Genomic DNA, 25,554 nt, shown 5'->3' on the forward strand with positions numbered 1-25,554 from the left:
TTTATTCCTCCCATTCAACCAGAGAAGGTGACTCATCCAGAATGGATTCGTACTGTTCCCTCCAGCCGAATTGCGCTTCAGGATCAAGCTGTGAGTAGCGCTTATATTTCTCTAGCCTGTGTTCCGGTTTGGCCCATCCATAATGCTTCAGTCGGATAGATGACAGGTGATGCGGGAGATCGAATACATTGACCGGGAACCTGCCACAATGCTGTGCGGATTCCTTCCAGAAGTAGATCATATCAGGCTGGTAACGAAGGAGAAAAGGACGATAATACTTATGCGAGCTCCAGTATTCATCATCCCTGTAATGGATCTCGCTCCAGAAGTCATATAGCCTGAAGCAATATAAGTCGACTTCCTTCTGTTGGAGCATGGAGGGAAGCTCATCGGCAAAGGAAGATTCAAACCACTCGTCTGCATCCAAATTAAGAATCCACTCGGGGTGGATATTCAGGGTTTCACGCCATTGCTGCTTTCGAAGTTCGATTTCATTATGAAACAGGGATTCCGTATTGCTGATCAGCCGTATCGGAACCCCTTTCAGTGCCTTCAAACATAAATCGATGGTATGGTCAGTACTGCCATCATCGATGATAACAGCTTGATCGATATAACTGCGATGTCTTTCCAGTGCTTGGCGTAAATAGCGATTGGCTTCATTTTTAAGCACCATCGTCAGGGTGAGGGACGGGCGTGCTGAGCGGTTTACTTGGGTAACCCGACCTAGACTCTCTTCATCATGTTTTTCTAATTGGCTTAGTGTAACCTCAGGGATGGAGGAATTGGCATCCGTTGCTTGCAGAAACAGCTGGGCATTATGAAGGTCACTGTCGCGGTATATATGATAGGCCGGGTAATGAGTGTCCACATACAGGGTAAAGCCAAGTGCGGCTGCACGAATGCTGAAATGCCGGTCTTCCCCCCAGAAGGATAAGTTGTAGATCGGCTTGAAGTTCGCACCGCGGATAAGAGCACGGCGGCTGATTAAGGTGCAGGCTCCGAGCCCGCCGACTTCATATATCCCCGGTTCAATCAATTGGCTGACAAATCGCTGATAACGCTCTTCTTTTTGAGCTTCATCCAGGATTTCACCTCTGGCCTGTTCCCACTGCGTATATTCATCTTTAAGCCACACTTGGGGATGAGGCCTTGATTCGGGCTGCCACCGTGTCCAGAAGATTTCCGAGATGATATCTTTATCGGCCGCAATGAGATGGTTTAATGTGTGAGGGTCCAGCAGCAGATCTGAATCAACGAGGAATAAATAGTCGTATTGTAAATCGATAGCGTATTGAATGATCTTGTTCTTATAGTCGGCTACTTTCCATATCAACTGCTCATTCCAATAATGGGTTGTCTCGTTGCGGATATAGTCGTCCTGTCTATGAATGTTGTGGATTATGACATGGTTAGCTTTTCGGATAAATTCGCTCAATAGGACGCTGGATTGCTCCTCCTGATTGTCATCGATAAAGAAGTAGGTTATCTCCATAGGGTCCTGCTCCAATCGGAGCAGCGAAGTTAGAAATCGGTCCAGTATTTCCGGTTTCTGCCGTATGGGACTGCCAATCAGAACACGAATGCGCTCCTTGGTCATCAGACACCCTGCCTTTCACCTTCATCCTGAAGTTCTTTTAACTTGGTGCGGAAGTATTCCTGATTTGCCAGCATCGTTTCATCACCGGGACGATAAGTAAGTGCGGTTTCATTATGCTGATTGGCCAGCACATGTTCCCCGATCCGGTCATAACAAACCGCCAATTGCAGATGAGGCAGCCACGTGGAGAAGGAAGGATTGTGAAACCCCATATAATCCGCGGGCAATTCAAGCTCAGTCGCTAGTTTATACCAGTAGATTGCTGTATTGTAGTTGTTTAATTCCAAGAAACGATAACCAATCCGGCAGCAGAATTCTGCCCGGGGTGCCGCAAACTGAAGGGATCTGATAGAGGATTCAAATGCGGCTTGCTCATTTCCTAACTCGTGATAGCAATCGGCCAGCCTGCTGCACGCCGTAAGAATATCTTCTATCCATCCTTTTCCGGTATGTAAAAACTGTTCATAGTAATTAATGGATTTCTCGAACTGGCGGTGATCCTTTAATTCATTGGCATAATAAAATAAATCCCGTGGCGGGAACGATTCACCGGCAGCTTCACGTTTCTCGTAAATTTTTAAATTCCGGCCGGTATCGGGATCATGATTCAGGCTTAAGTGTGTAACCGCAACGTCGCTGTTTATGACATTTCCATAGACCTCCAGATATTCATGGACAGGCCCGATCCACCGGAAGGACTTGCTTCGTTTGACCAAGCGGTTGCGACGCAGGCTGAAAGTGACATTACCATATTCATCGGAGCTTAAATGATAGAGCATGGTGACAGAGTCGGTGTCGGGGGAAAGTGTTTCCTTGAGAGCTCTTAGTTTTTGCTGGTCTTGTTCCAGCAGTACATCGTCTGCATCCAGCCACAGGATATAGTCTTTGGAAGCTTTGCTAAATGCATAATTTCGTGCCGCGGAGAAATCGTCGATCCATTCAAAATCATAGACAGACTCAGTGTAAGATTGAACGATGGCCTTTGTACGATCCGTAGAGCCAGTATCTACGATGATTATCTCATCCACAATGTCGGCAACACAGGACAGACAACGGTTAATGACAAGCTCTTCGTTTTTTACGATCATGCATAAACTGATTGAGATCAATGAGATTACCTCCACATAGAATGGATTCAAACTAAATATGATAGATATATATTCAAGTCAGCTTATGAAATGAACCGTGTTTTATTTACATAATTCAAGTTGTCTATACAGAAATGATGAATATCGATCCTTGAAGCTCAATATTCTAAGTAATATATGGGAATGAATGAGATCCTAGCATCCATTTCACTTCAGGCGCAGCAATCATTCCACAAGGAGGGCTTGGCATGAGTATGCCGCAGATTCCCGAAGAGAATTTTCGACCAACCAAAGATGAAGTAGTTATTGATCTGTTAAAGTCTATTGCGATGGAGGAAAATGCAATTGCACACTTGCTTCATGCAGAAGCAGAGAAAATTCAGGCTTTTGTAGGGCATCATCACAGCATCTCAGGCGAACCTTGCCATGCGGACATCATCAAATTGAGCAGTCAGGTATCTAGGCTGCTGGATGTAATTGTGATGAAGGAATGGCTGTTGCTGCGCAAATTGGAGAATGTCATGGAACTGAATGACTCGGGACATGACTGCGATTATTGTGATGGTGAGGAGTAGTAGCCAGATGAAGCATACCCTGGAGAATGAGATAAGTCGAACATTTGCGGAGACAATGATACCGTCGCTGTTGGAACTGAATCAGTCATTTCATCAATACATGGATTCACTGAATGACCTTCAATTTTTGATGTTAAAAAGGGGCTTAGCCAGCTCGGATTCAGCTACTGGTGTTCAATTTGTTTCACAATTCCTATATATCTATCACCAAAAAATTAATATAAGTTTGTCTTGGCTGAATAAAAAAGATCGGGTCACATGGATTCCAATCACAATACATATGGTGCGGCTCACCGAACAATTAAGAGACAAGATGGGGCACCAGGTTTTGCAATCCAGACTGTCATCGAGATCACCGGTTTTTTATGCTGAGGAAGTTAAGCGGACTACTTCGCCTTCGCCTCCTCTTTTGGCGAAAACCATGTACTCACCCGATAAATCAAAGGACGAAGCAATAAAGATGAAAGGGGTGAGAAGATGACCCAAGCACAATTCTTCTTCCAGTATGTCTTTTGATATGACGGAATTAAGTCAAAGTATAACGCTGCTGCTCTCTTCAATCGCTGTAGAGGAAATGGCGCTCGCTCATATCGTAAACGGAGAAGCCGAGAAGATTCAGTATGTGCTCGGTACTTTACAGCCATCGCTGTTCCAGCCGGAAGATGTTTCCGTTGATAATTTGCTTGCTATTAATGATTCTGTTCAAAGAATTATGGAGGATGTGCTGCTGAGGGAAGTTATGCTGCAGATGAAGCTTAGTAATATCATCATTGCGCTGGAGAAAAACAGTACGCGTACGCATCGTACCTAATAGAAACTCATGCATGCATACGAGTGACGGAGGTGCGGAATGCCCAATGATAATCTATCTAAAGTCACTCCAGATCTTTTGCTGACAAGAGACCAAGCGATAAATCTTCTACTCACTTCCATTGCGATGGAGGAATTGGGACTAAGTCATATCATTAATGCGGAAGGGGAAAAGCTGCAGTATGTACTGGGTACAATCCCCGGATTAACGGGTCCTCCTGCTACGGTTAATGATGTATTAAATGTGAATGAAAGCGTAAGACAGACGATACAGGAGTTAACAAAAAAGCAGTGGCTCCTGCTCAATAAGTTAGACAGTGTACTATTCTCCTTGGTCGTTCCTACAGGTTCCCATGGTGGGGCGACCGGTACAACAGGTCCGACTGGAGCACCTGGGGCAACAGGCGCTGTGGGACCAACCGGTGCTACAGGTCCGACAGGGCAGTCTGGGGGAACGGGCTCTATTGGAGCCATGGGTGGGACAGGTCCGACGGGTTCTACAGGACCAACCGGTGCAACAGGGCTCACGGGGGATCCGGGGGTAACGGGTCCGGCAGGAGCAACGGGAATCACGGGTGCGACTGGACCTGCCGGAGCTACCGGAGTAACAGGAGTGACGGGACCTACTGGGCCCGCGGGACCAACGGGAGCCCAAGGAGGAGGTGCTACCGGAGTTACTGGGCCGACCGGATTAACGGGCGATCCGGGTGTGACGGGAGTAACAGGCCCGACAGGAGCAACAGGAGTAACAGGTGCAGCAGGTTTGATGGGACTTACAGGAGCGACGGGGGCTACAGGCGTAACGGGAGTAACAGGTGCAGCTGGAGTGACGGGAGTAACAGGAGTAACGGGAGTAACAGGTGCAACTGGAGTGACAGGAGCGACTGGAGTGACAGGTGCAGCAGGTTTGATGGGACTTACAGGAGCGACGGGGGCTACAGGCGTAACGGGAGTAACAGGTGCGACAGGAGCAACGGGAGCTACTGGTGTGACGGGTGTAACCGGGGCACCCGGTGTAACGGGAGTGACAGGATCAACCGGAGTAACCGGAGCAACTGGTGTAACGGGAGTTACTGGAGTGACAGGAGCGACAGGAGTTACTGGACCAACCGGAGTAATGGGTCCAACCGGTGCTACTGGAGTAACCGGCGCTACTGGAGTAACAGGCCCAACGGGGGTAACGGGAGCAACCGGTGTCACGGGAGAAACAGGTCCGACAGGGTTGACAGGAGCAACAGGAGCCGCGGGGTTAACAGGAGCTACTGGAGTTACTGGATTAACGGGAGTTACTGGACCAACCGGAGCAACAGGTACAACAGGGATAACTGGAGCAACGGGGGTCACAGGAGCAACCGGGGCCACTGGAGTAACGGGCCCAACCGGTGTTACTGGTGTAACCGGGGCCACTGGAGTAACAGGCCCAACGGGGGTAACGGGAGCAACGGGTGTTACAGGAGTGACAGGATCAACCGGAGTGACGGGCTCAACGGGGGTAACGGGAGCAACAGGGTCCACGGGAATTACTGGACCAACCGGAGCAACAGGTCCAACAGGGATAACTGGAGCAACTGGGGCCACAGGAGCATCCGGGGCCACTGGAGTAACAGGCCCAACGGGGGTAACGGGAGCAACGGGTGTTACAGGAGCAACCGGGTCCACAGGAGTTACTGGACCAACCGGAGCAACAGGTCCAACAGGGATAACTGGGGCAACTGGGGTCACAGGAGCATCCGGGTCCACTGGAGTAACGGGCCCAACCGGTGTTACTGGTGTAACCGGGGCCACTGGAGTATCAGGCCCAACAGGGCTAACGGGAGCAACCGGGGTCACAGGAGTTACTGGAGCAACAGGCCCTAACTTTGCAACGACAGGGTTCTCTGCTTTTCAAACAGCTTTAAGTGTAAGTACATCTGCTCAGTTAGTTAACTGGACTGTAACAGCACCTTATTACACGGATCCAAATTTCAACCCAACGACCGGGAATTTTACGATTCCGGCGACAGGAAGATATGCGATTAAGGCTACAATCAACTATTCTACTTCAGCTGCCGTGTCGATTTCTCTTGGGGCTGGAATTAATCCGGCATTTACCGTTCGAAGAACCTCACCGACAACAACGGATTTAATTAGCGGATTATTCCCGCTGTTAAATGTTAACGTGGCCTTGGTTTTGACCTTGAGAGCAGTGTTAGGCAACGGTGCAGTGACGTTGGCAGGCGACGTTCAACTGAATGCAGGTGATGTGGTGGGCTTGTTTTACGATGCCAACGGCCTTACCATTTCGCTCAATCTCGGAGGAGCGACCTCATCAGGGATTGTATGGTCAATATTCAGGCTGTCTTAACATGGAATCCGTAAACGCCGATCATCTTTTGAGTGGCAGTATATCCGCTGGTAACAGCGGATATACTTCTTCTTTTTTACTCAAAAGGACTATGCAAGCCTTGCTTGAATAATCCGATTTATTTTGAATGGACGATGAGGTATACTGGATTTGGGATTTTTCATAATCCTTGACATAGTATGTGAGCGAACATGAAGGAGCGAGTTTAACTTGCAGGAGAAAGCCGGATATAAATCGATTGCGCTTGATATTGCCCAGCGTATTGTGAGTGGGGAATTTCCCGTCGCCAGTAAAATTTCTGGACGTTCTTTATTAGCCGGTCAATACCAGGTATCACCAGAAACAATTCGCAAGGCGATTGGCTTGCTGAAGGAAGAGAATATTGTTTCTGTATCCCAGGGTAAGGAAATTATTATTATCTCGGATCGTAATGCATTAGAGTATACGACCCGGAACAATTATTTGAAATCGGCGTATTCCTTAAAACAGGATTTACAACAGCTTCTTCAGGAGAAGAAAGAGATGGACCGTAAATTTGCCGAGCTGTTCACTCAGATCATTGAGGCATCGGATCGGCTTCAAAATTTAAAGCCCTACCATCCCGTTGAGATCAAAATCAGCGATTTATCGCATGTTATCGGTCGTACGATTGGAAATCTGCTGTTTTGGCAAAATACAGGCGCCACCATCATTGCCCTTCGCAGAGGGACGGAAGTGACCATATCTCCGGGTCCCCATGTGATCTTAAGAGAAGGGGATATCATTGTTGCCGTCGGAGATGAACGCATGTATGAACGAACGGAGCAGTTTATCAACCGTCCGCTGGATGAGGAAATTCAAGCAACGGATCCATCATAATTTCATATCATGAACGGCAAATAAAAGCTGCACAGAACCCTGATTCTGGCGGCTTTTTTGCTATGAGAAATGGATCCTACCATATTTAAACAAACAATCTATTAGTTCATGATAAGTTGTCAGTAGGTCTAAGGTCTGGTATAGTATTAGTTGTACTTACAAATGAATGCTAAATGAGTTGGTTTGTTTGGAGAGCTTGGTCAGTGGGTAAAAGAATTAGCGAGTAAGCTAATTTTTGTTGCATCACAAAAAAAAGGGGGGTATATATGCTGAAATTTGAACATGTCGGCAAGAAATACGCCAATGGTTTTGAAGCAGTGAAAGATATTAATTTTGAAGTGGAATCAGGAGAAATCCTGGTGCTGATCGGACCGAGCGGATGCGGGAAGACCACCACGATGAAGATGATTAACCGCCTAATACCGAACACATCCGGAAAGATTTACATCCACGGTAAAGATATCTCGAAGGAAAATCCCGATACGCTGCGAAAGAACATCGGTTATGTTATCCAGCAGATCGGTTTGTTCCCGCATTATACGATTGAGGAGAATGTCGGACTTATTCCTCAGCTTAAAGGATGGGACGCAGGCAAGAAGAAAGAGCGCGTTCTCGAGATGCTCCGTCTGGTGGGATTAGACCCTGATGTGTTTGCCAAAAGATATCCGAAGCAGCTATCAGGTGGGCAGCAGCAAAGAGTAGGCGTGGCGAGAGCTCTTGCAGGCGATCCCGAAGTTGTCCTGATGGATGAGCCCTTTGGAGCGCTCGATCCCATTACCAGAGAGCAATTGCAGGATGAGTTATTGAAATTGCAAAAAGAAGTAAAGAAAACCATCGTATTTGTAACGCATGATATGGAAGAGGCACTGAAGCTCGGCGATAAAATCGCCATTCTCAAAGACGGAGAATTGGTGCAATTCGATTCACCTGAACAAATTCTTAGCCAGCCGGCGAATGAATTCGTGGAAGGCTTTATCGGTAAAAATCGAATTTATCAAAACCCCGAATACATTCCGGTCACCGATGTGATGCGGGATAATCCTTCTACCTCATATCCGGACAGGACTCCGGGCAAAGCACTTGCCTTTATGCGACAGCGGAAAACGGATACCCTGCTCGTTGGCGATGAATCAAACCACTTACTTGGGATTGTATCTGCCTATGATCTCGCCGCCAAAATGGAGGGAATCCGTACGATCGAGGAAATCATGACATGGCCTACGATTGTACTTCAGGATACGGCTACAGCAAGGGACGCATTGTCCTTGATTACACAAGCGCCACATGGCGTCATTCCCGTAACTACAGCAGACGGCACCATTGCCGGAATCGTTACGAGAAGCAGTCTCTTGACCGCTTTTGCCGCTAAATGGGTGGGAGAAGAGGAGGAGACATTATGAGAGATCGATCTTTATGGGAACAAATGAAACAGCAGCTGGAGAGCCGTGGGGATGACTTGATTCAGTCATTGGGTGTTCATATCCAGCTCGTCCTGATATCCATGCTTCTGGCAGTCATTATAGGTATTGCTTTCGGAATATTAATATCACGGATTAAGGCATTAAAGGGAATTACGCTGGGTACTGCAGGCATCTTGCAAACCATTCCGAGTCTGGCGATGCTTGGGTTTATGATTCCGTTGTTTGGCATCGGGATGAAAACGGCCATTGCGGCATTGTTTTTATATTCTCTGCTGCCAATCATCCGCAACACCTACGCAGGCATTACGGAGGTTGATAAATCGGTGGTTGAGGCAGCAAGAGGGATGGGCATGAAGAGTGGACAGATTTTGTTCAAAGTGCAATTGCCTCTGGCGATGAGTGTCATCATGGCGGGCATTCGAACAGCTGCGGTTATCAATGTAGGTACAGCGACACTTGCTGCCTTTATTGGAGCGGGTGGATTAGGTGAATTCATCTTCCTTGGGATTCAGCGCAACATTGAAGCGTTAACCTTAATGGGCGCGATCCCGGCAGCTCTTCTGGCACTTGTCATCGATTATTTGCTGGGATTGCTTGAAAAGGCAACGACCCCAAAAGGACTAAAGGTGTAATTGTAATAGGATAGACCCAACAGGATGTTTTCATAAAAATAATAAGGTAGCACAGGAGGTACGAATGAAGATAAAAAAGATTATGGTTGTATTGGGAATGCTGGCATCGATTGGTATGGTTCTAGCTGCTTGCGGTGGAAATTCGGATGGGGATCAAGCCGCCGAGGGCAATAAACAAATAACCGTCAGCTCCAAGAACTTCACGGAAAACGTCATTCTGGCGCATATGATGGCTGAGCTGATCGAAGCCAAAACGGATATTAAAGTGACAAGAACCGTGAATCTTGGCGGCTCCAACGTAGTATGGAACGCGCTGAAGAATAACGAGGTTCAGCTGTTCCCCGATTATACGGGCACCATTGTAGCCAATTATTATCAAGAAGAGACAGGGACATCGGAAGAATCTCTCAGCAAGACAAGAGAGCTGCTTAAGGCGGATAATCTTGCCTTCCTGGAGCCATTCGGTATGAACAATACGTATACTTTGGCTGTTACCAAGGAAACGGCAGATCAATACAATCTTAAAACCTTCAGTGATCTTGCCAAGGTTTCGGATGATATGACACTCGGCGTAGAGTTCGAATTTCTGGATCGGGATGACGGCTATCCGGGAATCCAGAAGCTGTATGACATGAATTTCAAAGATTCCAAGGGGATGGACCACGGAATCATGTACCAGGCCATTGAGAAAGGTGAGACGGATGTAACGAACGCGTATGCCACGGATGCACAGATTATCGTGCATAACCTGGTGATTTTGGAGGATGACAAACAATTTTTCCCTCCATATGATGGCGGTCCCGTCATTCGTCAGGATACGCTTGACCAATATCCGGAGCTTGAGGACGTGCTGAACCTGCTCAAGGGACAGATTACGGATGCTGAAATGCAGGAGTTGAACGCTCAGGTGGATATGGAAGGATTGAAGGAAGATGATGTAGCTCGAGACTTCCTGGTGAAAAAAGGCTTGATCGAAGGATAATGCAGCACAGCAAAACCGGTCTTTTTAGACCGGTTTTTTTGCGTGCATTTAGTTTTCTCGCATATAAAGGAGATGGGGGGCCCTCAGGGCAGGGCAGAGGTCAAATTTGTTCTGGATTTTAAGCAATGTCTAATGGTAAAATCCTCTTAAATTTCCAACACATTTCATAGATGATAGAGGAAGGAGGATTAGTAGATGAAAATGGTGCCCGTTCTTCATTATGATGCATTCTCCGTTCAGCCCAATAAGGGGAACCCTGCCGGCGTTGTCTTGCATGCAGATACGCTGACCGAGGAAGAAATGTTAGCCATCGCCCGCAAGGTCGGCTTCAATGAAACCACGTTTATTTTAAAGTCTGAGAAGGCAGATATCCGCTTGAGGTATTACACACCGGGTCACGAAATGAACTTGTGCGGTCACGCAACCATGGCATCTATGTATGCATTGCGAACCAAGGGGCTGCTGCCAGAGAAAGAAACCGTGTGGATTGAAACCAACGTGGGTGTGCTGCCGATAGAATTCCTTCATGAACAAGATCGGTTAACGATGAAGATGAAGCAGGATCATCCTCAATTCATTCCCTTTGAAGGTGATGTTGATCAACTGGCCGCCTCTATCAATCTGAAACGCGAGGATTTGGATCTATCGATGCCCATCGTATACGGAAGCACGGGAATATGGACATTACTGGTGCCGGTGAAAGGGTTAAGCGGATTTGATCGGATGGTCCCAAACAATGTGTTATTTCCGGACATTTTAACCGAAAATCCAAAGGCCTCGCTGCATCCGTTCTGTATGGAGACGATGGACGATTCTTCCTTCATGCATGCGAGACATTTCTCTTCACCCTATTCAGGCACAGTCGAGGACCCGGTGACAGGGACCGCATCCGGCGTAATGGGAGCATATTATTTAACTTATCTGAACACCGAGCTGCCCTCCGCGCAATTTATCGTTGAACAAGGCCAAGAGATGGGTAAAGACGGCAGAGTCCATGTTCAAGTGAATCGTAATCAAGACAAGATGGACGTATATATATCCGGTACGGCGGTTTTTGTACGGGAGTTCGATGTTCATATTGATGGATGACTTAGAGCGAGGGACGTAAGAAGGAGCGTATGTTATGAAAACATTTAAACCTGAGATGACTTTGGATTTAGCGATTGAGCATCTGAATCATATTGAAGGCGAGACCGTGAGGAAGGTCACACCTATAGAGATGGGTGAGCTTAGCAAGGTGTTCAGTTATCGGAAGGGCGATGCTGACTATGTTATTCATTTCAAAAGCAATAGGGAAAGTCTTGATAAACAGCTCTATATTTACAATAAGTACGGCGCACCATCCTTGCCCATTCCCCGCATTCACAAGATAGGGGAGTTTGGGGATATTCACTACTCCATCTCAGACAAGGTATCGGGCACACCGATTAGTGCCCTGGAGCCGGAGCAAATCCGAAATCTTATTCCGAGTTTAGTCCATCATTTTATACTTATAAACCAGGTAAGTGTTGGGGACTCCGGTGAAGGATTTGGCTGGATTACCCCGGAAGGAAAGGCGTCCCATCGTTCGTGGCCTGATTGCCTGGAATCTTTTTTTGATCAGGAGCAAGAGGGGTTCCATCATGGATGGAAGAGCTTATATGAGAGCAGTTTTCTGGAACAAGATTTTTTTGAAGATGTGTATGAAACGATGCTCGGGCTTGCTCAATACTCACCTCAAGAACGCTATCTGGTACATGGTAATTTTCATCTGGGCAATATGCTCGGCGAGGATCCGTTTGTGACAGGGATTGTGGATTGGGAGATGGCGATGTACGGAGACTTTATGCTGGATGTCGCTGTTCTTCACATATGGCATCCGATGCTGGAATTTCCACAAAGGCTGCTGCAAGCTATGACGGAGCGCGGTGTCGAGATTCCTTATTTTGAAGAGAGGCTGCTGTGCCATCAGCTCTTTAAAACGCTGGATGCACTCCGTTTTTATGCGAAGAAGGATGACGCCAACAGCTATCAATTCATAAAAAATCGTATCATGTCTTTGATAGATTCATAGACCCAATGATGCTAGTTGGGATAATGCGGTCTCGGTAGGAGCTGATCATTTCGTGAAAAAAATGATGGTTGTAGGTGCATCAGGTGTTCTTGGTACATGGATTTGTCTGGAAGTCCTTCGGATATTTACTCATAACGTAAGCTTGGTCGTAAGTGATTATAAAGCAGACAGAGGTAAAAACACGGCAGTTTCTTTAGGTGAACAAGTTCAATTTCGTTTATTAGATATTACTCATAAAGAGAGTATCGAACAGGCCGTTTGTGATATTGATCTTGTAATTGTGTCAGCCAAACAGCAGCAGCCGCTAATTCAACATGCCTGTATTAAACACCAAGTTCGATGTATCGATGTAACGGTGTTTTATGACTTTGTGTGTGAGACGAGGTCCTTGCACTACGATGCGGTAAATAATGAGATTGGATCGATAGTAATGTCAGGTTTTTTCCCGGGATTATCTGGATTAATCGTTAAGAAGGCAGTATCTCCGTTTAGCGAGATTACAGAAGTCAACGTGGGATTGTTGCAAAGCACGAATGCCAAAGCCGGAGTTTCAGGCATTATAGATATGCTGCGAATGATAAGCCAAGATGTTAGGCGTCACGATGGACAACAATCAGCTACCATATCGGGTTTTAAGATAAAAAGAAATATGATGTTCTCCAGTTCATTACGTAATCGAAAAGTCCGGTTAATCGAGCATGCTGAAAGAGCTTTTTTAAGAGAAATACTGCAAGTTGAACAGATTCATTATTGGACCGCGTGGAACAACAATATGTTCAATATCTTTGTAGGTTTACTTAAACGGTCTGGTATTCTTGCTAGAATTCTTAAATTTGATGCGAATGTCCTTGTTAAGTATGTGAAGCATAATCCTGCGCAACCTGAGGAGGCTTCTCTCTCTATTGAGGTAAAGGGAGTAATCGGGAACCAGCAGTGTGTCAAAACGTTTGTATTGTCTACTTTTTCTGATTATCATACAACAGCGATGTTCACTGCCGCATTAGCGAAAATAGCGATAAACAAAGAGATATCCGGTGTTGTGTTCCCATTTGAAATAACAGATATCGATGAAATTTTATCCATAATGGATTGCCCTCGAATTACGCTAACAGAAGCCGGGATTTCGTGTGGTACAGGCATTATAAAAAAAGAATGAGCCATAGGGGAAGTCCAAAGTCATTCCCACCTTGGACTTACTGCTTATCTCAGAACACAGCGGATGACATATTTCATTGTCAATCCGTTATCCAAAACCTTCACAGCCATGAAGGTTTTTTGGTCTTGTTTAAAAACGGGTATCAACAAGAATGCCAATCACCAACAACAAGAAGGTTAAATGTGTGAAATGGAATAGTTAACTGACGAGTCCAGAATGGAGGGCAAAGAATATACTGGACTAGGTTGAATTGAAGGGGCGGGAACGTCATGAACCATATCGACAGGGTAAGGAGAAGCGTACCGGAGGGCACGTTGATTCGGGGAATACATCCTGCTATTTATTTGTATGAGCGAGGCAAGAAACGTCCTGTAACTGATACGGAGACATTCCATTCCTATCGATTAAATGCAGAGGGCATTGTGGTATTGGAGGAGTCGGTGCTGGAAGAGATGGAGACCGGCACGCCGGTGAACATCTATGGGGATTTTACAACGAATAGCCCTGCAACACTTGTGGTGAAAAGCAGCGGTTCGGAAATTTACCTATGGACAGATGGTCTGCTTCATCCGATTGCATCGGGCAAAATATATGACAGACTGCGATTTCACTATTCAAGCGTAGTGACTTTGCCGGATGAACTGATTGCTTTCCTTCCAGAAGGGGATCCGATTCATGATGCAACGCTGCTTACTCATTCCCTGGTGAACGGAAGAGTATACAGTGCTCCTAACGGATTGATTTATTATGGGGAGCGGAACAAGCTGCGAAAAATCGAAGGTCCCTCCGTATTCTCTTTCTATCGATGGAGAGTGGAGGAGATTGTACATTTAACGAGGGATGAGTTTAACCACTGCCGGTTAGGGGATCCGATTCTGTAGATAGGTTTGCACTCCCATGGAGCTGTTGATGACGATAGGGGCGTACGGGAAGGGTGAGAAACTTGAAGGTACTGCTCGTTACGATATTCATGATTCCTCATGTCGGGGGACTGTGGAAGTACATGCTGCAGGTAAAGCAGGGGCTTGAAGCTCTCGGGCACCAGGTCGACATGATGGGTGACGGAATTGATTGTTTTTATATGTATGGAGAAGACAACCGGAAGGTGCTCAAGAGCCATTTTAAACCGATGCTGGAATATAAGCTTCCCACAACTTCCCCTATATTCACAGATCATTGGGTCAGGTATGCCGAGTCCGAGCGATTATTTCTCGAGCTGTCGCTTTCGTATTTGGGCTTGGAGCAATATGATGTCATTCATGCTCAGGATGTGCTGGCCGCAGCGGCCGTAAGTCGCGTGAAACCCGCTCGGATACCCCTGGTTACCAGCATCCATGCCTCCGTGGCTTTCACGATACGAGATATGCTTCAGACGGATCAGGGCATTAAACCTTCCAGCGCTCCCCTCGTATGGAATTATTACAGGTCGATTGAGAACATAGGCGGGTCATTCAGTGATCATGTCATGTTAGCTTCGAAGTGGCTGCAGGATGTGATGGTGTCTCATTTTGCACTGCCGGAGTCAAAGATATCACTGATACCCTATGCAATGGACATATCGAGCTTTGACAGTCGAATGAAGATGGAGCATGGCCTGTTCCGGCCAGAGAGTAAGAAAGTAATGATTAGCACCTCCAGACTAAGCTCTGAAAAAGGCATTCATGTGCTGCTGGAAGCCCTCGGCAAGCTGTTTAACATCCGTCAGGACTGGGTGTGCTGGCTGGTTGGGGACGGGGATCAGCGTTCCATGTACGAAGAACGTGTGGATCAGCTGGGTATAGGGGAAGCTGTGCATTTTTGGGGCTCGCGCGATGATGTTCCAGTATTGCTTGGCATAGCGGATATTTTTGTTATGCCGAGTTTGATGGAGACCTTGTCCTATTCCGTGATGGAAGCACAGCTTGCAGGATTACCAGTAGTCTCATCGGACGCGGGCGGGCTGAAGGAAGCGGTTTCGCATGAGGTGAACGGTCTTCTTTTTCCGACGGGGGATGAGGATATGCTGATGGCGCACCTGGATCGATTGCTCGAAGATGAAACATGCCGGAAATTTCTGGGAGAACAAGCACGGCAATGGGCTTTGGCCCATCGAGGTTTGGATACTATGGTGACGCGTGTGCTTGAAGTCTACCGGAAAGAGATCGACAAGAAATGATGTTGCGGAGAAGGGGGAGTGGACCATGAATTCGACAGAGGTACCTGGAGATCAGTATCGGGACCTGTTTTTATCCCAGCATACCCACCCTTTTATAATGGTCAATCAAGAAGTATGGGAGTTAACGATAAGCCGGCTTCCCAAGGATTATTTCATACCCGATTATCGGATTATTAATATGATGATGAACATGGTGTAGGAGAATAGAACGGAGGTGGGTGGAATGGGAACATCGAACTGGCAGAATTTATCCTATTGCGTAGATCTGATCCGATATGTATCTCCTAAGTCCGTGCTGGACGTTGGTGTCGGTTTCGGCCGTTGGGGGATGATTTGCCGTGAGTATTTGGATGTATGGGAAGGGCGGGTATTTCGCGCGTATTGGAACACACGAATCGAAGGGATAGAAATCTATCCGGTGAACGTCGATTCTTATCATTCGTGTTTCTATAACAAGATTCATGTTGCGGATGCATTTGACCATCTTCATGCGGTAGTGGAGCCGGGGCAGTTCGATTTGATCATTCTGGGTGACGTTCTGGAGCACTTTACAAAAGAGCGGGGTCTTGCACTGCTGCAGACCTGTATTCAGAAATCCCGATTTGTTCTCTTGAATATACCCATCGGAACGGACTGGCCGCAGGGCGCGGCATATGGCAATGAATATGAAACTCATCTAAGCACATGGACAACGGAGGAACTGGATCAGTTCCCGGTGGCCGACAAGAGGCATTTTAAAGATTATATCAACCGTGACTTCTCTACCTATCTGTATTCCATGAAAGTGTAGGAGGCTGCGCCGATCTTGAATCCCTTTCGGATGAAACATCTTCTGCGAAGAAGATGTTTTTGACGTTTAACCCACATTTGATTCATGGTATATTGTAATGGACTTTCGATATATGGAAAGAGGTTGTTCAGATAAAACTTAGAAAAGAGAGCTGATTCTATTCTATGAAAAAGATTGTTCTGGCCGGTGGAACAGGTTTTATCGGAAGTTATTTTGAGAAAAAATTCACGAGTGAACAAGCACAAGTATATATGATATCCCGCCAGGAAGGGGATATTTCGTGGGACGATCATGAAGGCATGGTTGCAGCGCTGGAGGGAGCCGATATGCTCATTAATCTGGCGGGCAAATCCGTAAACTGTCGATATCATGAACGGAATAAAGAGCTGATCCTGAAATCAAGAATCGATACAACGAAACGATTGGGAAGGGCCATTCAAGCCTGTGAGAATCCTCCCCTCACGTGGTTTAATTCCAGTACCGCTACCATCTACAGACCTGCCGAGGATAGGCCGATGACGGAGGAATCCGGAGAGATTGGCTCCGGTTTTTCCGTTAAGGTAGCGGAAGAATGGGAACGGGCATTTTTCTCATTCCCGCTTGACCGCACAAGGCAAATTGCGCTGCGTATTGCCATTGTGTTGGGTCCTGACGGGGGCGTTATGACACCCTATATGAATCTGGTAAAGTACGGGCTGGGTGGAGAGCAGGGTACGGGCAACCAGAGGTTCAGCTGGATTCATGTCGAGGATTTGTACCGAATTGTTCTGTTCCTGCAGGAGAATAAAGAGCTGAGTGGTATCTTCAATTGTGCATCCCCGCATCCGGTACCAAATAGGGAGCTGATGAAGCTGCTTCGGCAGGCGTTAAACCGAAGGTTCGGACTGCCGTCACCCAAGTGGCTGCTCGAGCTCGGGGCCCGAATGATCCAAACCGAAACGGAGCTTATACTTAAGAGCCGCTGGGTTATTCCCGACAGACTGATGAAGTCGGGGTTTGATTTTAAGTACGATAAACTGCATAAGGCATTGACGGAGATCGTGAAGAAGTAAAGAGAGGAGCACTTCTTCTGAAGGCTCTCTTCCAGCCGGATTGTTCCATCGAGAATCCATTTTCAATTCTTGGAGAATGAAGACCGATCCATACATGAGCTTCAGGAATGGGCGAAAGAGAATGATATACCCTTTCTCAAGAGGAATTTTTGGATATGGTTATAAAGTAGAACGTGAATAAGAGAATCGCAATTGGGCGTGGATCTAGGAGTAACCGAAGAAGAACTTGCCATAGCGCAGGTTCTTTTTTTGATGCCTAAAGCTCAGCGAATAAATCAATGGAAGTGTATTATTAGCCACTCGCCACAAAGTGGTATACTGTTTTTTAGCAGTATTGAGAGAAAGGATAGTGGTTATGGGTTACCAGCTGACCGAACGGGTGATCAAGCTATTGTGCGGAAAAACCTCCTACGATCGCGGTGGGGTCTTATATAGAGATGGGCAGGTAACGATGCGGATTCAAGATCCCGACAGCCGGAAGTACGAGGCGGAAGTGAGGGACAGGGAGTCCGGCATCGTCTATGCAGAGATTGACTCGAACGGAGATGTACTCGCCGAATGCAGCTGCACCGACTATGGATTATCCCGTAAGCGATGCAGACATATTGCAGCGGTGCTCCTGAACATCCGGGATATTGAACAGACGGCAGAAGCGCCAAAACGTCCTTATCCGTCGTTATTGCATACTTCTGCTCGCAAGCATAGCGAGGATGGAGGCATGACACCCAGGTTCTCAGCGGAGCTGCGCAGAGGTTCCGGCGGTAGCGAGGATGATGCGGTGTTGAGCAGCCAGCTGCTCGGTCTGTTCTCTTATTCCGGGAGCCAAAGGTCCACGGCAGCCTCCCGTTTTGATACGCGTGAGGTATTGGAACTGGAATGCATTTTTAAATTATTCCCTTACGGAAATCAACAACATCTGTTTGGCATTGAGCTGCGAATAGGTCAGAAACGCTTATATATCGTCCATCGGATCAGAGAGTTCCTGATGTGCCTGAAGCACGGACAATCCTGTGTGTTCACGAAGAATTTCGTCTATGATCCGGAGCGGCACAGCTTTAAGAAAGAGGACGACGATATCCTTCAAGCGCTGATCCGCATTTACGATCATGAACGGATGCTGCAGCAGACGCTGGCCATGCCTAACCATGGCAGAAACGGGGGCAGCGACCGGATGCTGATCATACCTCCGACGTTTTGGCCCGAAGTCAGGGCAATGCTGGATCGTTCCGTTGATTCCCTCTTGTCCCTGGATGGGGTCCTCACGGATAAGCTGGAGTTTAGTCAAGATCCAATCCCCCTCCAATTCGAATTTGATGAAGACGGGGATGATCACTATCTTATGAAGATAGAGGGATTGGATCGCATGACCGTTCTCGAGGAATACGGGCTAGTCATTGCGGACGGGAAGCTGATTGACATAGAGCTGGATGCTTGCCGGAGGCTGGCCGAGATGAAGTTGCTGCTGGAAACATCGTTTAAACCGCAGATCCGGATTCAGCCGGAGATGATGGAGTCCATTATGGAGCGGGTGGTTCCGGGACTAATGAAGCTTGGCAGCGTTCATGTGGCACAGACCGTATCAGACCGGATCGTGAAAACACCCTTAAAAGCGAAGCTGTATCTGGATCGGGTTCGTGGACGGCTGTTAGCGGGACTGGATTTTCAATACGGCGACATCACCATCAATCCGCTGGGAGGACACCGCGCAGCACGGGACAGCAGCTCGATCCTGGTTCGCGATGGTGAGGCGGAGCAGCGGATTCTTACGCTTATGGAGGACGCCTCCTTCGCCAAGACCGATGACGGCTTTTTTATGACCGATGAAGCTGCCGAATATGAGTTTCTGTATCATACAGTCCCGCAGCTGGAGAAACTGCTGGTGGTTTATGCAACAACGGCCGTGAAGGAACGTGTTCTTACAGAACCTATGGGTGCCAAAGTTCGAGTGGATATTGATGAACGGACGGACTGGCTTGAATTGAAGTTCGATATGGAGGGAATTCGGGAAGCCGAAATCCGGGAAATCGTCAAATCGCTCGAGGAGAAGCGTAAATATCACCGATTGCCTAACGGAGCACTTCTACCGCTTGAAAGTGATGAATTCCAGGCGGTGGTTGCGTTGATGAATCGGATTGGCCCTTGGCTATCGACGGATGGTACAGCGTTTAAATTACCGGCGGTCCAAGGGTTGCAGCTGATGGATTGGGAGGATTCCGGGTCAACGGTTCAGCTTGGCCGATCCTTGCGCCGAATGCTTCAGAATATGAAGAATCCGGATCATCTGGATTTTGCGGTTCCACCCAGTCTTGAACCCATCCTTCGGGATTATCAAAAATTAGGCTTTCAGTGGATGAAGACCTTGGCCCACTATCGATTCGGCGGCATCTTGGCAGATGATATGGGGTTGGGAAAAACCATTCAGAGCATCGCTTTCATTCTGTCGGTGCTTCCTGAGATCAGAGAACATAAAGAACCTGCGCTCATCGTTGCGCCGGCTTCACTGCTCTACAACTGGCATAACGAACTCAAGAAGTTCGCGCCGGAGATCAAGGCTGTCATTGCTGACGGGGTGCAGACCGAGCGGAGGCAGCTTATCAAAAGCGCGGGCAGCGCGGATGTTATCATTACCTCTTACCCGCTGCTTCGCAGAGATGTGGAACGATATGCAAAGCTGTCGTTTGCAGCGTTAATATTAGATGAAGCCCAAGCCTTCAAAAATTATGCAACCCAAACGGCTCAGGTCGTAAAAACACTTCATGCGCGCTATCGGTTTGCACTCACAGGCACGCCTGTAGAGAACCGTCTGGAGGAATTGTGGTCCATTTATGATGCCGTCTTCCCGGCTCTCTTCGGTGACCGAAAGGCCTTCCATGAATTGTCGAAAGAAACCGTGGCAAGGCGGGTGCGTCCCTTCCTGCTGCGCAGGTTGAAGTCGGATGTGCTGAAGGAACTGCCGGAGAAAATCGAATCGATTCAGGCATCGGGTCTGCTCATGGAGCAGAAGAAGCTGTATACCGCCTATCTTGCAAAATTAAGACAAGAGACGCTCAAGCATCTGGCGCAGGACGGCTTCCAGAAGAGTCGGATTCGCATCTTGGCAGGCATTACCCGCCTGAGGCAGATCTGCTGTCATCCGGCCCTTTTTGTTGAAGGCTACGAGGGAAGTTCGGCCAAGTTTGAGCAGCTCTTGGAGACCATCGAGGAATGTCGTCTTGCAGGAAGGCGGATGCTGGTATTCTCCCAATTTACGGGGATGCTGAAACTGATTGCCGGAGAGCTTGGATATCGGGGGATTCCGAGTTTTTATCTGGATGGGCAGACCCCGTCTGCCGAACGGGTGGAGCTCTGCGAGCGCTTTAACGAGGGGGAACGCGAGGTATTCCTGATATCGCTGAAGGCCGGTGGAACGGGCCTGAACCTGACGGGGGCCGATACGGTTATCCTGTACGATCTGTGGTGGAATCCGGCCGTTGAGCAGCAGGCCACAGACCGGGCGCATCGCATCGGTCAGAAGAAGGTTGTGCAGGTGATTCGCCTAGTGGCTCAGGATACGATCGAGGATAAAATGTATGCACTGCAGCAGAAGAAGAAAAACCTGATTGAGGAGCTGGTACAGCCAGGGGAAGAGTCGCTGCCTAGCTGGACCGAGGCGGAAATTCGGGAGCTGCTGACACTTCAGGGCTAACGGATCTGATCAGGTTGCGGAAGTTTTTAAGAGATGGCAGGAGATGTGATGATGAAAAAAACAATCTTTTTCATACTGGCCGCTGTAGTGGTTGTCATCAGTTACATGCCGCTGTTCTTCGGCGGTTATGTCTACAATGAAGAGCAGGCCATGCGCCGCTTCCATCCCGCCTATACGGGGGATAAGCTCTACGAGAAGATCGGGGATCAGCACAAACTGATCGTCTGGCATGATGGTCATGTGAAGATCGTAACAGCCGTAGAGAGTAAATGGGGACTGCTGCACAGGGTCAAGAATGCCGTCGTTCTGGAACACAGGACGGAAGAGGGACCCTTCACACGCATTTGGTCCGCCAGCCGGAATGATGACAGGATGTACGACACGCTGCTGGCGGTTGAAACGCCTGAGCCCAACAGTAAGAAAATTCTGGTCACCAATGAGCCATGGGAAGATAAGCTGATCGATAATCTGGATCAAATTAAAGCTTCGTCCGGGATATATATCGAAATGGATGTGGAACAAGGGTATGCCGTGGAATATGAATCATTACTCTACGGACAGACCGGGGGTTTCATATTCCGCAGTATAGACGCGGAAGGAAATATGATCTCCGTTCATCCCTGAGTATAGTCGATCAGCTGCAAACACTGATATAATAGAAGAATGTGGTATTTATAACGTATACTCCAGTCATAGAATAGGACGGTTATCGGTATGCTATCTTTTGTATTAACATTAAAGCGTCTCTTAAGCGGATTGTTTCGAGCGTTTAAGCAGCGGTATTTTCTGGCGCTGTTCGTCCTGATTGTCATCATGCTGATATCCGGTACGATGTTTTACACTAAACAAGAGGGGTTATCGGTGCTGGACGCTCTTTATTTCTGCGTTGTGACATTGAGCACGATAGGCCATCCGGAATTCGTACCGCAGACACCACTTGGAAAAACCTTCACGATGGTGTACATTGTTGTCGGAACAGGCCTGTTCCTCGGAATGGTTGGACAATTGGCGTATGCCCTAATCCGAACCAATCAAAAAGAAGAGAAGAAATCGACGCCGTCATAGAGATCAAACGAAAAGCAGCCCAGGATTCAACCGGGGCTGTTTTTTTTATGGGCCATTGAAAATTGAAGGGTTCAACTGAGTCCGTAGGAACACCAACATGTTTATACCCACATATGGCAGTTCTACTCCACTGTCACGGCAAAATAAAAATTGGCGCGTCCCTGTTCAGAGGCCATGTACACTGAATTTCGTACAGGTAGGAACCGGGGGTGGTCGGTAGGGTGTACCCGTCGTTGCCGGGCTCCGTCAGGTTTTGAAGGGTGAAACCGTTAATGCCTTCGGGCGGTGTCGTCTTGATGACCGCTCCGCCTGTGGCTATAACCGGCGTCATATCTTCAAGCCTGGGCATGGCTGAATCCGTCGTGGAAATCCCCCTTATCTATCACGATCTTCCTATATGGGCTAGTAAATATGTTATAATTTTGAAATCAAACACTTCCATTATAAACCAATCATAAGCAGCAGGCGTTATATAATATGAGATTCTTATAAAGAGGATGAAGCACATGACATTGAAATGGTTAGAGTGGGCAAAAGAGATGCAGGCGATCAGTCAAGCCGGATTGGAATATACGAAGGACGTCTATGACAAAGAGCGTTTTGAGCAGCTGAGGGAGCTTAGCATCACGATCATGCAGGAGTATACGGGCGCAGGCAACGAGATGATTCGAACGCTGTTTGCTAGTGAAACCGGGTATCAGACGCCGAAGGTCGATGTCCGAGGGGTTGTTTTTCAAGACGGGAAGCTGCTGCTGGTGAAGGAGAAGGCAGACGGCGCTTGGGCGCTGCCGGGAGGCTGGGCGGATGTTGGTCTGTCTCCGTCCGAAGTTGTTGTGAAAGAAGTGAAGGAAGAAGCGGGGTATGAAGTACGTGCAGCCAGGCTGCTGGCCGTATTGGACAAGAAATTTCATAACCATCCGCCTTCTGCCTTCCATGTGTACAAAATGTTCATTCAGTGCGACATTACGGGTGGATCGGCAGGAGTAGGAACCGAGACCTCTGCGGTCGGTTTTTTCCATAAGGACGAGCTGCCGCCGCTGTCTGAAGAAAGGAATACCAAGGAGCAGCTGCAGCGAATCTTCGAATTCGAGAACAACCCGCATCTGCCAACGTGGCTGGATTAATACATATAACAAAGGAGCGTAGACAATGTGATGGGTTTTAGACCTTACAAAAACGTACCGGATGAAGAGGAAACGAAGAGCAGATTCCATGGACGGATCAACATTTTCTTTTTCAGTGCCTTTTTAATCTTTTGTATCATTATCGTGCGCTTGGCCATCTTGCAGTTCGTTGAAGGCCCGGAGCTGGCTAGCCAGGAATCCGGGGGAGAGCAAAAGCACTTTCCGCTGCAGCCGATCCGGGGCAGCATCATCGACGCCTCTGGCGAGAAACTTGCCTACTCTACAGCTTCGAATTCCCTGTATATCACACTCATGAAGGATTACAGCGAGAAGACGGACAAAGGGAAAGCCAATCAGCCGGAAGCAGAGGAGATGGCTAAGCGGATCGTTCAGGTCTTTAACAAGTATGGGGATCCGAACATCGAACAGAAGACTGTAAAGAATGTGATGGATGACCTGGATCTGGAATATATCAAGCAGCATGGCTATGAACCCAGACTTATCAAGTCAGATTTGACCAAGGAAGAAATCGCTTATTTCATGGAGAACCGTGCGAAATTCCCCGGCATCCAGATTGTGGAGGAGAATGTAAGGCACTACGATCCGGATACGGTGGCGGTTCAGACGATCGGATATCTAAAGAAGTTCAAAGGTTCTAAAGACCTTAAGGATTATCAGGCTATTGATCAGAGCAATAAGGATCAGGATAATCCGGGATTAATTTATACGGAAGAAGAGTGGATCGGTTATGACGGATTAGAGCGGATGTACCAGGAGGAGCTGCGCGGCAAGAGCGGGTATCTCAGTATTCCGATTAATCCGCAGAATATGGTGGATGGCGTACCGACGATGGTTGCCCCCGAAAAAGGCCTGAATATCCACACCACGATCCATAAGGACATTCAGGTCGCGACTGAGCAGGCCATTATGGATCGGCTTCAATATCTTCATACCAACCCTGTGTCGGGCAAACTTCATAAGGATGCTGTCACCGGCTATGCCGTCGCCATGGAAATTGATACTGGCCATGTGGTCGCGATGGCCACCATGCCGGATTACGACTCGAATGTGTGGGGAAGCGGAGGCAAAATTACGCAGGATGTCGTGGACTCGTCGGGTAATGGCACGATCACGATATACGGATCAGGCAGATCGGGACACGGGTTCGAATCCATGATCTTTCTCGGTTCCGTTATCAAGCCGTTGACGGTACTGATCGGGTTGAATGAAGGATTATTTGGCCCTAATGATACGTATCCTGATCAAGGGTACGCTTCGATAGGTCGGGAAGGAAGCGAAACGAAAATTCGTAACTCCAGCGGCCATAGAATCGGACCCATTAAACCTCAGCAAGCGATTCAGCAATCATCGAATGCCTTCATGATCGATTGGGTTGGCAAAAGGTTAGTCAACAAGTATGGCGGCGAGAAGGGCGTTACGGTCTGGGATAAGTATATGGAGCAGTTTGGTCTTGGAGTAGTAACGGGGAGTGGTTTGCCTAAGGAGCATAAAGGACTGAAAAATTATACGGATACAAAAGCAGCGGGAAGTAATCTGGCGGCGTTAGCCTACGCTTCCTTCGGTCAGCAGGGGAAATACACCCCTCTACAGCTTGCTCAATACACGGTGATGCTGGCGAATGAAGGCAAGCGAATCAAGCCGCAGCTGGTCAGCAAAATAACGGATCAGAATGGAAAAGTGGTCAAGGAATTCGGGCGCGAGATCCTTAATGAAGTTCATTTTCCCAAGCAATACTGGCAAATCATTAAACAGGGGATGAATACACAAGGTATCGCGGGTTTCGAAGATTTTAAATATGATTTTGCCCGCAAAACAGGTACATCCGAGCAATCATATAAAGGTGTTAACCTTGATAACGGCGTCTTCATCGCCTTTGCTCCGCGCGATAACCCGAAGCTGGCGGTCGCCGTTGTTGTGCCGGAAGGCGGCTTCGGCTCGCAAAGCGCCGCGCCAATCGCACGGAAAATATTCGATGCTTATGACGAAGTATATGGCCTTGATGGAACGCCGCATCCGAAGAAGGCTGACGAGCAGGCAGAGGATGGCAGCCCGGACGAGTCAGGGGATAACTGATTCAGGTTTTTTCTCCATAATCAATTGCTTGTGCATAACGCATATAGTTAAAGGCAGGTTGAAGAGTGAG

General features: G+C 47.8%; 24 protein-coding genes. 21 read left to right on the top strand and 3 right to left on the bottom strand.

The annotated features are described in order from the left end of the window. Position 1: 1 nt before the first annotated feature. Both PGL02S_RS05320 and PGL02S_RS05325 read right to left on the bottom strand, forming a co-directional pair. Positions 2-1,600, bottom strand: a complete 1,599-nt coding sequence (locus tag PGL02S_RS05320) for a glycosyltransferase family 2 protein (protein ID WP_036641862.1) — start codon at positions 1,598-1,600, stop codon at positions 2-4. Next, complete coding sequence (locus PGL02S_RS05325) at positions 1,600-2,709, bottom strand: glycosyltransferase (RefSeq protein WP_036641863.1); 1,110 nt, start codon at positions 2,707-2,709, stop codon at positions 1,600-1,602. Before PGL02S_RS05325 ends, PGL02S_RS05320 begins: the two co-directional genes overlap by 1 nt. A gap of 227 nt (positions 2,710-2,936) precedes the next feature. Here PGL02S_RS05325 and PGL02S_RS05330 point away from each other — a divergent pair, with 227 nt between their 5' ends. The 19 genes from PGL02S_RS05330 to PGL02S_RS05415 all read left to right on the top strand — a co-directional run bounded on the left by PGL02S_RS05330 (position 2,937) and on the right by PGL02S_RS05415 (position 22,266). After that, entirely contained in the window at positions 2,937-3,263 is a 327-nt protein-coding gene (locus tag PGL02S_RS05330; protein ID WP_036641865.1) for a hypothetical protein, read from the top strand. Between the two features lie 7 nt (positions 3,264-3,270). Beyond that, positions 3,271-3,744: a hypothetical protein gene (locus tag PGL02S_RS05335; protein ID WP_036641868.1), complete on the top strand. Its 474-nt coding sequence runs from the start codon at positions 3,271-3,273 to the stop codon at positions 3,742-3,744. 24 nt (positions 3,745-3,768) lie between these two features. Then, positions 3,769-4,074, top strand: coding sequence for a hypothetical protein (locus tag PGL02S_RS05340; RefSeq protein ID WP_036641870.1), 306 nt, complete (start codon positions 3,769-3,771; stop codon positions 4,072-4,074). 39 nt (positions 4,075-4,113) lie between these two features. Beyond that, a complete protein-coding gene (locus tag PGL02S_RS05345; RefSeq protein WP_127502842.1) occupies positions 4,114-6,417 on the top strand; it encodes a collagen-like domain-containing protein in 2,304 nt (767 codons plus the stop codon). Between the two features lie 210 nt (positions 6,418-6,627). Next, positions 6,628-7,275 carry a TrkA C-terminal domain-containing protein gene (locus tag PGL02S_RS05350; protein ID WP_036641873.1) on the top strand — a complete coding sequence of 216 codons (648 nt, stop codon included), beginning with the start codon at positions 6,628-6,630 and terminating at the stop codon, positions 7,273-7,275. Positions 7,276-7,541: 266 nt separating this feature from the next. Further along, on the top strand, positions 7,542-8,675 hold the full coding sequence (locus PGL02S_RS05355; RefSeq protein WP_036641876.1) for a betaine/proline/choline family ABC transporter ATP-binding protein: 1,134 nt from the start codon (positions 7,542-7,544) through the stop codon (positions 8,673-8,675). Then, positions 8,672-9,328, top strand: coding sequence for an ABC transporter permease (locus PGL02S_RS05360; RefSeq protein ID WP_006211499.1), 657 nt, complete (start codon positions 8,672-8,674; stop codon positions 9,326-9,328). The genes PGL02S_RS05355 and PGL02S_RS05360 overlap by 4 nt, the downstream gene beginning before the upstream one ends. Positions 9,329-9,392: 64 nt before the next feature. Beyond that, positions 9,393-10,310, top strand: coding sequence for a glycine betaine ABC transporter substrate-binding protein (locus PGL02S_RS05365; protein ID WP_036641878.1), 918 nt, complete (start codon positions 9,393-9,395; stop codon positions 10,308-10,310). Between the two features lie 195 nt (positions 10,311-10,505). Next, positions 10,506-11,399: a PhzF family phenazine biosynthesis isomerase gene (locus PGL02S_RS05370; protein ID WP_036641880.1), complete on the top strand. Its 894-nt coding sequence runs from the start codon at positions 10,506-10,508 to the stop codon at positions 11,397-11,399. 34 nt (positions 11,400-11,433) lie between these two features. After that, positions 11,434-12,363: a phosphotransferase family protein gene (locus PGL02S_RS05375; protein WP_036641882.1), complete on the top strand. Its 930-nt coding sequence runs from the start codon at positions 11,434-11,436 to the stop codon at positions 12,361-12,363. A 61-nt stretch (positions 12,364-12,424) separates the two neighbouring features. Further along, positions 12,425-13,519 (top strand): saccharopine dehydrogenase family protein, encoded by a 1,095-nt coding sequence (locus PGL02S_RS05380; RefSeq protein ID WP_376165156.1) that lies wholly within the window; start codon positions 12,425-12,427, stop codon positions 13,517-13,519. Positions 13,520-13,788: 269 nt separating this feature from the next. Then, complete coding sequence (locus tag PGL02S_RS05385) at positions 13,789-14,400, top strand: hypothetical protein (RefSeq protein WP_036641883.1); 612 nt, start codon at positions 13,789-13,791, stop codon at positions 14,398-14,400. Between the two features lie 53 nt (positions 14,401-14,453). Further along, a complete protein-coding gene (locus PGL02S_RS05390) occupies positions 14,454-15,674 on the top strand; it encodes a glycosyltransferase family 4 protein (protein WP_127502844.1) in 1,221 nt (406 codons plus the stop codon). A gap of 25 nt (positions 15,675-15,699) precedes the next feature. Continuing rightward, complete coding sequence (locus tag PGL02S_RS28080) at positions 15,700-15,873, top strand: hypothetical protein (protein ID WP_006211492.1); 174 nt, start codon at positions 15,700-15,702, stop codon at positions 15,871-15,873. A gap of 24 nt (positions 15,874-15,897) precedes the next feature. Next, a complete protein-coding gene (locus tag PGL02S_RS05395) occupies positions 15,898-16,464 on the top strand; it encodes a methyltransferase domain-containing protein (RefSeq protein WP_036641885.1) in 567 nt (188 codons plus the stop codon). A gap of 164 nt (positions 16,465-16,628) precedes the next feature. After that, positions 16,629-17,516, top strand: a complete 888-nt coding sequence (locus PGL02S_RS05400; protein WP_036641886.1) for a TIGR01777 family oxidoreductase — start codon at positions 16,629-16,631, stop codon at positions 17,514-17,516. A gap of 355 nt (positions 17,517-17,871) precedes the next feature. Next, positions 17,872-21,201: a DEAD/DEAH box helicase gene (locus PGL02S_RS05405; protein WP_063455943.1), complete on the top strand. Its 3,330-nt coding sequence runs from the start codon at positions 17,872-17,874 to the stop codon at positions 21,199-21,201. Positions 21,202-21,252: 51 nt separating this feature from the next. Then, complete coding sequence (locus tag PGL02S_RS05410; RefSeq protein ID WP_036641890.1) at positions 21,253-21,825, top strand: hypothetical protein; 573 nt, start codon at positions 21,253-21,255, stop codon at positions 21,823-21,825. A gap of 90 nt (positions 21,826-21,915) precedes the next feature. Beyond that, on the top strand, positions 21,916-22,266 hold the full coding sequence (locus tag PGL02S_RS05415; protein ID WP_006211489.1) for a potassium channel family protein: 351 nt from the start codon (positions 21,916-21,918) through the stop codon (positions 22,264-22,266). A gap of 133 nt (positions 22,267-22,399) precedes the next feature. On the opposite strand, the gene PGL02S_RS05420 is transcribed toward PGL02S_RS05415, so the two are convergent. After that, on the bottom strand, positions 22,400-22,615 hold the full coding sequence (locus PGL02S_RS05420) for a hypothetical protein (protein WP_235187427.1): 216 nt from the start codon (positions 22,613-22,615) through the stop codon (positions 22,400-22,402). A 157-nt stretch (positions 22,616-22,772) separates the two neighbouring features. On the opposite strand from PGL02S_RS05420, the gene PGL02S_RS05425 reads away from it, so the two are divergent. Together PGL02S_RS05425 and PGL02S_RS05430 are read left to right on the top strand one after the other, a co-directional pair. Continuing rightward, complete coding sequence (locus tag PGL02S_RS05425; RefSeq protein ID WP_063455942.1) at positions 22,773-23,390, top strand: NUDIX hydrolase; 618 nt, start codon at positions 22,773-22,775, stop codon at positions 23,388-23,390. Positions 23,391-23,420: 30 nt separating this feature from the next. Next, complete coding sequence (locus tag PGL02S_RS05430) at positions 23,421-25,484, top strand: peptidoglycan D,D-transpeptidase FtsI family protein (protein ID WP_376165159.1); 2,064 nt, start codon at positions 23,421-23,423, stop codon at positions 25,482-25,484. Positions 25,485-25,554: the final 70 nt, after the last annotated feature.

The organism is Paenibacillus glucanolyticus NBRC 15330 (assembly GCF_004000885.1).
GTDB classification, from domain to species: Bacteria; Bacillota; Bacilli; order Paenibacillales; family Paenibacillaceae; genus Paenibacillus_AQ; species Paenibacillus_AQ glucanolyticus.